At 63.4% G+C, this 6,815-nt stretch carries 7 protein-coding genes; 6 read left to right on the top strand and 1 reads right to left on the bottom strand.

Annotated elements, in window-relative coordinates; translation table 11 throughout:
- The first annotated feature begins 43 nt into the window (after nt 1-43).
- The 3 genes from EN745_RS26250 (at nt 44) to EN745_RS26260 (ending at nt 2,597) form a co-directional block, all read left to right on the top strand.
- A complete protein-coding gene (locus EN745_RS26250) occupies nt 44-1,051 on the top strand; it encodes an ABC transporter permease (protein WP_127422616.1) in 1,008 nt (335 codons plus the stop codon).
- Nucleotides 1,052-1,215: 164 nt separating this feature from the next.
- The gene (locus EN745_RS26255; protein WP_126054359.1) at nt 1,216-2,295 is read left to right on the top strand and encodes an exo-alpha-sialidase; all 1,080 of its coding nucleotides are present in this window, start codon (nt 1,216-1,218) and stop codon (nt 2,293-2,295) included.
- A 62-nt stretch (nt 2,296-2,357) separates the two neighbouring features.
- Complete coding sequence (locus tag EN745_RS26260; protein ID WP_245487841.1) at nt 2,358-2,597, top strand: MoaD/ThiS family protein; 240 nt, start codon at nt 2,358-2,360, stop codon at nt 2,595-2,597.
- Between the two features lie 169 nt (nt 2,598-2,766).
- On the opposite strand, the gene EN745_RS26265 is transcribed toward EN745_RS26260, so the two are convergent.
- On the bottom strand, nt 2,767-3,810 hold the full coding sequence (locus tag EN745_RS26265; protein ID WP_127422617.1) for a substrate-binding domain-containing protein: 1,044 nt from the start codon (nt 3,808-3,810) through the stop codon (nt 2,767-2,769).
- 654 nt (nt 3,811-4,464) lie between these two features.
- Between EN745_RS26265 and EN745_RS26270 the strand changes: the two genes are divergently transcribed.
- The 3 genes from EN745_RS26270 to EN745_RS26280 all read left to right on the top strand — a co-directional run bounded on the left by EN745_RS26270 (nt 4,465) and on the right by EN745_RS26280 (nt 6,717).
- A complete protein-coding gene (locus EN745_RS26270; RefSeq protein ID WP_127422618.1) occupies nt 4,465-5,103 on the top strand; it encodes a PAS domain-containing protein in 639 nt (212 codons plus the stop codon).
- 127 nt (nt 5,104-5,230) lie between these two features.
- Nucleotides 5,231-5,848 (top strand): PilZ domain-containing protein, encoded by a 618-nt coding sequence (locus EN745_RS26275; RefSeq protein WP_126054354.1) that lies wholly within the window; start codon nt 5,231-5,233, stop codon nt 5,846-5,848.
- A 263-nt stretch (nt 5,849-6,111) separates the two neighbouring features.
- On the top strand, nt 6,112-6,717 hold the full coding sequence (locus tag EN745_RS26280) for a transglutaminase-like cysteine peptidase (protein ID WP_126054353.1): 606 nt from the start codon (nt 6,112-6,114) through the stop codon (nt 6,715-6,717).
- Nucleotides 6,718-6,815: the final 98 nt, after the last annotated feature.

The raw sequence follows: 6,815 nt of genomic DNA on the forward strand, positions 1-6,815 counted from the left end.
GGATCGACAAGGTCGAGGGCGAGGAGACCGCCGGAGACCCGAGATGACCAACTTGGCGGATGCCGCTCCACTTCCCTCACTCCTGCGCGAGACACGTCGCTTCGCGCTCTTCGTGCTGCTTGCCCTGATGGTCATCGGCTTCTGGCATGTGCAGCCCGCCTTCATCCGCTCGGCCAATCTGTTCTCGATCCTGCAGGCGGTTTCGGTGGTCGCCATCCTCGGCGTTGGCGTGTCGATCACCATGGCGGCGGATGGATTCGATCTTTCGGTCGGTAGCGTCGCCGCCTCCTCGGTGATGGCGGCGAGCTATGCCATGGTCGTCTGGCAGATGGACGCCGCCGGGACGATCGCGCTGGTGCTGCTGATGGGCGCCTTGATCGGCCTGGCCAACGGACTGCTGATTGTGCGCGTCGGCGTCCCGGATCTTCTCGCCACGCTCGCGACCATGTTCCTGCTCGCTGGCCTGCAGCTGATCCCGACTGGCGGCCGCTCGATCACCGCCGGCATGCTGCTTCCCGACGGCTCGACGGTGCCCGGCGCCTACGATCCGGCTTTCCTGATTCTCGGGCGCTCGCGGCTCTTCGACCTGGTTCCGATGTCGGTCGTGGTGATGGCGGTCGTCGCGTTCCTTGCCTGGTTCTTGATGGAGCGCACGCGCTGGGGCCGCGTCTTTTACGCCATCGGCGGCAACGAGACGGCCGCGCATCTTTCCGGCGCGCCGACCAAGGCCTACCGCCTCTCGGCCTATGTCATTTCGGGCGCGCTGGCATCGCTCGGCGGGCTCATCGTCGCCTCGCGCGTCGGCCGCGGCGACGTCTCGGCCGGCAACTCGCTGCTGCTCGACGCCGTCGCCGCCTCGCTGATCGGCTATGCCGTGCTCGACAAGCGCCGCCCGCATGTGATCGGCACCGTCGTCGGCGCCATCTTCGTCGGCGTGCTGCTCAACGGCCTCACCATGCTGAATGCCCCCTATTACACGCAGGACTTCGTCAAGGGTGTCGTGCTGGTCGGCGCGCTGGCGGCGACCTTCGGCCTCGGAAAGAAGCGTTGAGAGCCATTCCAGGAAAAGTGTGTTGCGGTTTTCCGTCCGCAATTGCGGCGGCATATCTTCTCACTTTGGCCTCGACGGGGTTAGACTGCAAAAAAGTCTCTGACCCTGTCGGCTAGGCCCGCGCTCCGCCGTCCTTGATGGTAGGTATGCAACGGGAGGAGAAAATGCCGGAAAAAGTCCTGGTCCTCATCGGCACGAAAAAAGGCGCCTTCATCGCCGAGAGCAATGGCAAGCGCGGGTCGTGGAAGCTGCGCGGTCCGTTTTGCGAGCACTGGCCTATGAACCATGTCGTCGGCGACCCCGAGACCGGCGCGATCTACGGCGCCGGCGGCAACGAGTGGTTCGGTCCGGCGGTCTGGAAGTCGGACGACCTTGGCGAGACCTGGACGCATTCCAGCGAGGGCTTGGCCTACGAGGCTGGCGAGGAACCGATCAAAGCGGTATGGAGCCTCGCCAGGCGCAACGGCAGCCTCTATGCCGGCGTGCAGCCGGCCGGCCTGTTTCGCTCCGACGACGACGGCGCCACCTGGAGCCACATCGAGGGCCTGCAGCGTCACCCAAGCCGCAAGGACTGGACCCCGGGAGGCGCCGGCCTCATCCTTCATTCCATCGTCACGCACCCCAGGGACAAGGAGCAGATCTGGGTGGGCATCTCGTCCGCGGGCGTGTTCTACACCTGGGACGGCGGCCAGACGTGGGAGCCGCGCAACCGCGGCACCCGCGCCGACTTCCTCCCCGAAGGACAAAACTATCCAGAGTTCGGCCAGTGCGTGCACTGCCTGGTGATGGCGCCCGGCAAGCCCGATCGGCTCTACCAGCAGAACCATTGCGGCATGTACCGCTCCGACGACGGCGGCAAGAACTGGCAGAGCATCGAGAAGGGCCTTCCCTCGACCTTCGGATTTCCTGCGGCCACGCATCCGCGCGACGCCGACACGCTCTTCCTTCTGCCGCTCAATGGCGACAGTGCCGGCCGCTATGTGCCGGACGCGAAGGCGGCGGTCTGGAAGACTGAGGATGCGGGCGCCACCTGGATGGACGAGCGCAAGGGCCTGCCGCAGGAGAACTGCTACGCAGGCGTGTTGCGGCAAGCTATGGCGACCGACAGCCTCGAGCCGGCCGGCGTCTATTTCGGCACCAGCGGCGGCTCGCTTTTCGCCAGTGCCAACGAAGGCGAAAACTGGTCGGAGATCGCTCAGCATCTGCCCGCGATCCTGTCCGTCGAGGCGATGGTGGTGGGCTAGTAACGCAAATGTCGAACGCCACCGCCGACAGTGTGCCCCTTGTCGTCGCGCGGCTCCCGGGCGTGCTCATCGACCTGTTTCCTGGCGCGCCGCGCCGGGTCGAACTGCCGGCCTCGACCACGAAGGAAATGATCGACGGGCTGGACGCGCGCTGGCCCGGCATGCGCGACCGAATCTGCGATTCCCGCCCAGCGATCCGCCGCCATATGAACGTCTTCGTCGATGGCGAGAGAGCGACCCTTGAAACCAGGCTCGCGCCCGGCACCGAGGTTTTTATCCTGACGGCAATCAGCGGCGGTTAGGTTAGAGCAATTCCAGGAAAAGTGTGAAACGGTTTTCCGTCCGGAATTGCGTCAAACAAAGAGATAGAGCGGTTCACTGGTTCCGTGAAACAGTGAACCGCTCAGGCGAATAAAGGGGAGCCAAGCTTTCAGGCAATTTCTTTTCTCCCCCGAGGCGAGGGAGAAGAGATCAGTTGGATGGGATCCAGCTGGCGGCGGCCGCGTCGCTCTGGCCAAAGGCCGGAAGCTTGGCGTCGAGGTCCTCGACCGTCTTGATGCCGTTCTTGCGCAGTTCTTCCTGGGTCAGCAGCACCGGCTTGACGACGATGTTGTGGCCCGGATCCTCGCCGGCGATCAGCTTGGCCGCGGCCCGCACCGAAACCGCGCCGACGACGGCCGGATTGGTGGCTGCCGTGGCCATCCACGGGCTTCCTTCCGCAGTGATCTCGGTGATATCGGCGGTGGACACGTCGGCCGAATAGATCTTCACCTTGCTCGAAATGCCGAGTTCGTCGGTGGCGAGCTTCACCCCGCGCGCGAACTCGTCATAGGGGGCGAAGACAACGCTGATATCGGGATTGGCCTGGAACGCCGCCTTGGTCTGATCGGCGGTCGACACCGCGGTCGTGTCGTTGACCGTGCCCCAGCGCGCCTTCTCGACGATGCCGGGATTGGCCTTCTTGACCTCGTCCCAGATTTCGTTGCGACGATCGAGCGGCGCGAAACCCGCGACATAGACATAGCCCGCCTGGAACGATGCGCCATTGTCCTTGAGCGCCTGGCCGAGCGCTGCCTTGGCGAGTTCGTGGTCGGATTGTTCGACCTGCGGGATCTTCGGATTGTCGAGATTGACGTCGAAGGCGACGACCTTGATGCCGGCATCGAGCGCCTTCTGTGCAACGTCCTTCAGCGCTTCGGGCTGGCCGTGGTCGATGATGATGGCCTGGACGCCGAGATTGATCGCCTGCTCGATCTGGTCGCGTTGCGCGGCCGCATCCTGCCGGCCGGAAAAGATCTGCAGGGCGATGTCGAGCGCTTTCGCCTGTTTCGTCGCACCGGCCTGATAGGCCTGGAAGAAATCGCCGGCCGAGATGAAGGTGACGAGCGCCACCTTCACGCCGCCCTTGTCGAAGGGCGCTGGAGCACCGGCGACCCCGGCGGCGTGTGCCGCCCCAACCGGTACGGCGCAGGCAAGCAGGCCGGCAGTAAATAATCCGAGAATAGAAGTCTTCATGAGAATTTCCCCAGGAGTAACGCCGACAAGGCACGTCTCCGGACCGCGGGATCGCCGCCGTCGCGCCTCGAGAGCGAATTCGCGAAAGGTACAGCGGCGGCGGAACCGCCCGGAACGCAGATTATTCTCTTTCGAAGCGCGTCGTTGGCAAATGTTGCTGCCGCCGTGGAGACCAGATGCGCGCCGCGTTGCAGGAGGGCCTAGACGAAGAGACCTGCGGACAGGGGCAGTACGCAATGACCGGTTCAGGTCGCCACGCCAGCTTGCTGCAACGTTCCGGCACGAACGCGCTTCGGTTAACGGGATCACGCAGTCGCCTGTCGAGAGGCCGCGAATCGCTGCATGCGCGAATCAAAAAAGAAGCCGTCCAAGGTCCCCCCTTGAACGGCCGGTCGAGCCCCTGCTCCCCTGAAACTCTTGACTGAAGTGCTGCCGATCGTCGCGAAACGACCGCTTCTGGAGTGGTTTTGGTGTGCCACAGGCGGGGCTCGGCCACAACGTAAACGACTTGTTAACCTTAACGTCCCCGACCCGTGAACAAGTGTTAACGATGCTGGCACGCATCCTGCTCCGCAACGCATGTAGGTCATCGGAGGGCGCCCTGTCTGTTCGCCGATGGGACATGAAAAGACAGTTTGCGCGAAAGAGCACACAATGAACCAGAACGGATCGATCACGCTGTTCCAATATTGGAACCAGCTGCGTGATGGGCGCCCCGCCCCGAAGCGTTCGGAAGTGGAGCCCGCCGACATCAAGTCGCTTTTGGCCGACACATTCATCCTGGAAAGGGATACGCGCGGCGAGGCCGTGTTCCGGCTGGCCGGCACCAGGCTTTGCGCCTCCTATGGTCGCGAACTGAAGGGGTTCTCCTTCCCCTCGCTGTGGCGCGAGAAGGACCAGCGGCTTGTCTCGCGGCTGGTCCACGGCGTTTTCGAGCAGAAATCCGTGGTGCTGATCACCTATGAGGGCTTCAGTGGAAACGGCCGATCCAACAAGTTCGAACTGCTTGCCCTGCCGCTCGACGGCGGCGTCGAGAATCCGCGCTGCCTGGGTGTCATCAGCGCCGCCGAAAGACCATTCTGGCTGGGTGCCGACCCGCTCACCGACGCGCTGATCGATTCGATCCGCGTCGTCGATCCGGACAAGGAGCCGATATTCCTGAAGAACCGGCCCGCCATCAATGTTCCCTCGCTTGTGCCATCAGAATTCGATCCGCCAGAAACGTTTCCGGCGCTCGGCCGCGCGCGCCGCATCCGCCATCTGGTCGTGTTCGAGGGCGGGCGCGGCGAGTAGCGACCTCCAGCATTCGGATCGGCTGCGAAGGGGGTCCACTTTTCCCCTTTGTTAACCTCCATTGTTTAGTTTTCCCGGTGAAATTCCTCGCATTGACGCGGGGAATGCCAACGGGGTGTAGGCAGTCATGAGGTCAACGGCGGTCGACTTTGCGCCGTCCCGCGCCGAAAGGCGTAATTTTCAGCGCGTCCGCGTCAAGATCTACGGGCGCTTCATGCTGGAGGACCGCACCGAGCACCCGTGCCAGGTGATCGACATGTCGCCGGGCAACGTCGCGCTTCGAACCGAGCGCGTCGGCATGCCGGGCGAGAAGGTCATCGCCTATATCGATCACATCGGCCGCGTCGAGGGTGTGGTGACCCGCACCTCGCAGGACGGTTTCGCCATGACCGTCATCGCCTCGGACCGCAAGAAGGACAAGCTTGCCGCGCAGCTGACCTGGCTTGCCAACAAGCACGAGCTCGACCTGCCGGAAGACCGCCGCCACGAACGCGTCGCGCCGCGCAATCCGATGAGCGTGCTCCAGCTCACCGACGGGCGCCAGTACCAGTGTCGCATCATCGACCTGTCGCTCTCGGGCGCCGCGGTCGAGATCGACGTCAAGCCGGCGATCGGCGTGCAGATCATGCTGGGCACGATGCGCGGCCAGGTGGTGCGTCATTTCGAGGATGGTGTCGCTGTCGAATTCGCCGTCATCCAGCGGCCGGAAACCCTGGATTCCGAGTTCAACACGCCGCGCGCCTGACCAACGGGCCCGCGAGACCAGCAGCTGAACCGGCCCATCGCGGCCGGTTGTTTTTTCGCACCCCCACACGACCGGAATTGCCCTTGCGCATGACACGGTCGGCTCGTCAGATCCTGGCCGACGAAGGGCCGTAAGAATTTTAGTTCAAACTAATTCAAATTTTATGCTTATTCTCTTGGCGTTTTACTCAATGTCTACTTCGGGTTTTTGCGTCAAATAAATCCGGCCATGAGATGGTCTCCTCAAACGGGGAGACTAAAACAATGAAGAAGACGAGGGGCAAGCTGTTGCTCATGGCAATGGCGATGCAGCTTTCCGCTTGGGCAACGGCATATGCGGGACCGGCTTTCATGCACACGGGCGGTCGCACTACCCAGCCGGTCGGCCACTACGAATTCTGCCAGAAGCTTCCGCAGGAATGCAAAGAACGGACGCCGAAGCAGGCGCCGATCGAACTGACCCGCAAGCTGTGGGCGGCCATCGTCAACATCAACAATTCCGTCAACACCAGGATCACGCCGCGCACCGACATGGAGATGTGGGGCAAGGAAGAGGTCTGGTCCTACCCCGACAACGGGTTTGGCGACTGCGAGGACTACGCGCTGGAAAAGCGCCGCGCGCTGATGAACATCGGCGTGCCGGCCGGCGACCTGCTGATGACGGTGGCGCGGCAGCCGAACGGCGACGGCCATGCGGTGCTCACCGTGCGCACCAGCCTTGGCGAGTTCATCCTCGACAATCTTCAACCCAAGGTGCTGGCCTGGACCGACACCGACTACACCTACCTCAAGCGCCAGTCGACGGAGAATTCGGGCGTTTGGGTGACGATCAATGACGGCCGCGAGGACGCGGTCGCCAGCGTCCGCTAGGCCGCCGAAGCATGCCGCCCGAAAGCAGCGCAGCGATTTTGGGGCAGCGGCATGCTCAAAGAGATTAAGCGCGTAGCATCCACGCCGCGCGCTTAGGG

Origin of the sequence: Mesorhizobium sp. M4A.F.Ca.ET.022.05.2.1 (assembly GCF_003998845.1) — a bacterium.
Taxonomy (GTDB): Bacteria; Pseudomonadota; Alphaproteobacteria; order Rhizobiales; family Rhizobiaceae; genus Mesorhizobium.

Coding starts and splice junctions, on each gene's coding strand:
- EN745_RS26250 (WP_127422616.1), top strand. CDS start 44: ATGACCAACTTGGCGGATGCCGCTCCACTTCCCTCACTCCTGCGCGAG.
- EN745_RS26255 (WP_126054359.1), top strand. CDS start 1,216: ATGCCGGAAAAAGTCCTGGTCCTCATCGGCACGAAAAAAGGCGCCTTC.
- EN745_RS26265 (WP_127422617.1), bottom strand. CDS start 3,810: ATGAAGACTTCTATTCTCGGATTATTTACTGCCGGCCTGCTTGCCTGC.
- EN745_RS26270 (WP_127422618.1), top strand. CDS start 4,465: ATGAACCAGAACGGATCGATCACGCTGTTCCAATATTGGAACCAGCTG.
- EN745_RS26275 (WP_126054354.1), top strand. CDS start 5,231: ATGAGGTCAACGGCGGTCGACTTTGCGCCGTCCCGCGCCGAAAGGCGT.
- EN745_RS26280 (WP_126054353.1), top strand. CDS start 6,112: ATGAAGAAGACGAGGGGCAAGCTGTTGCTCATGGCAATGGCGATGCAG.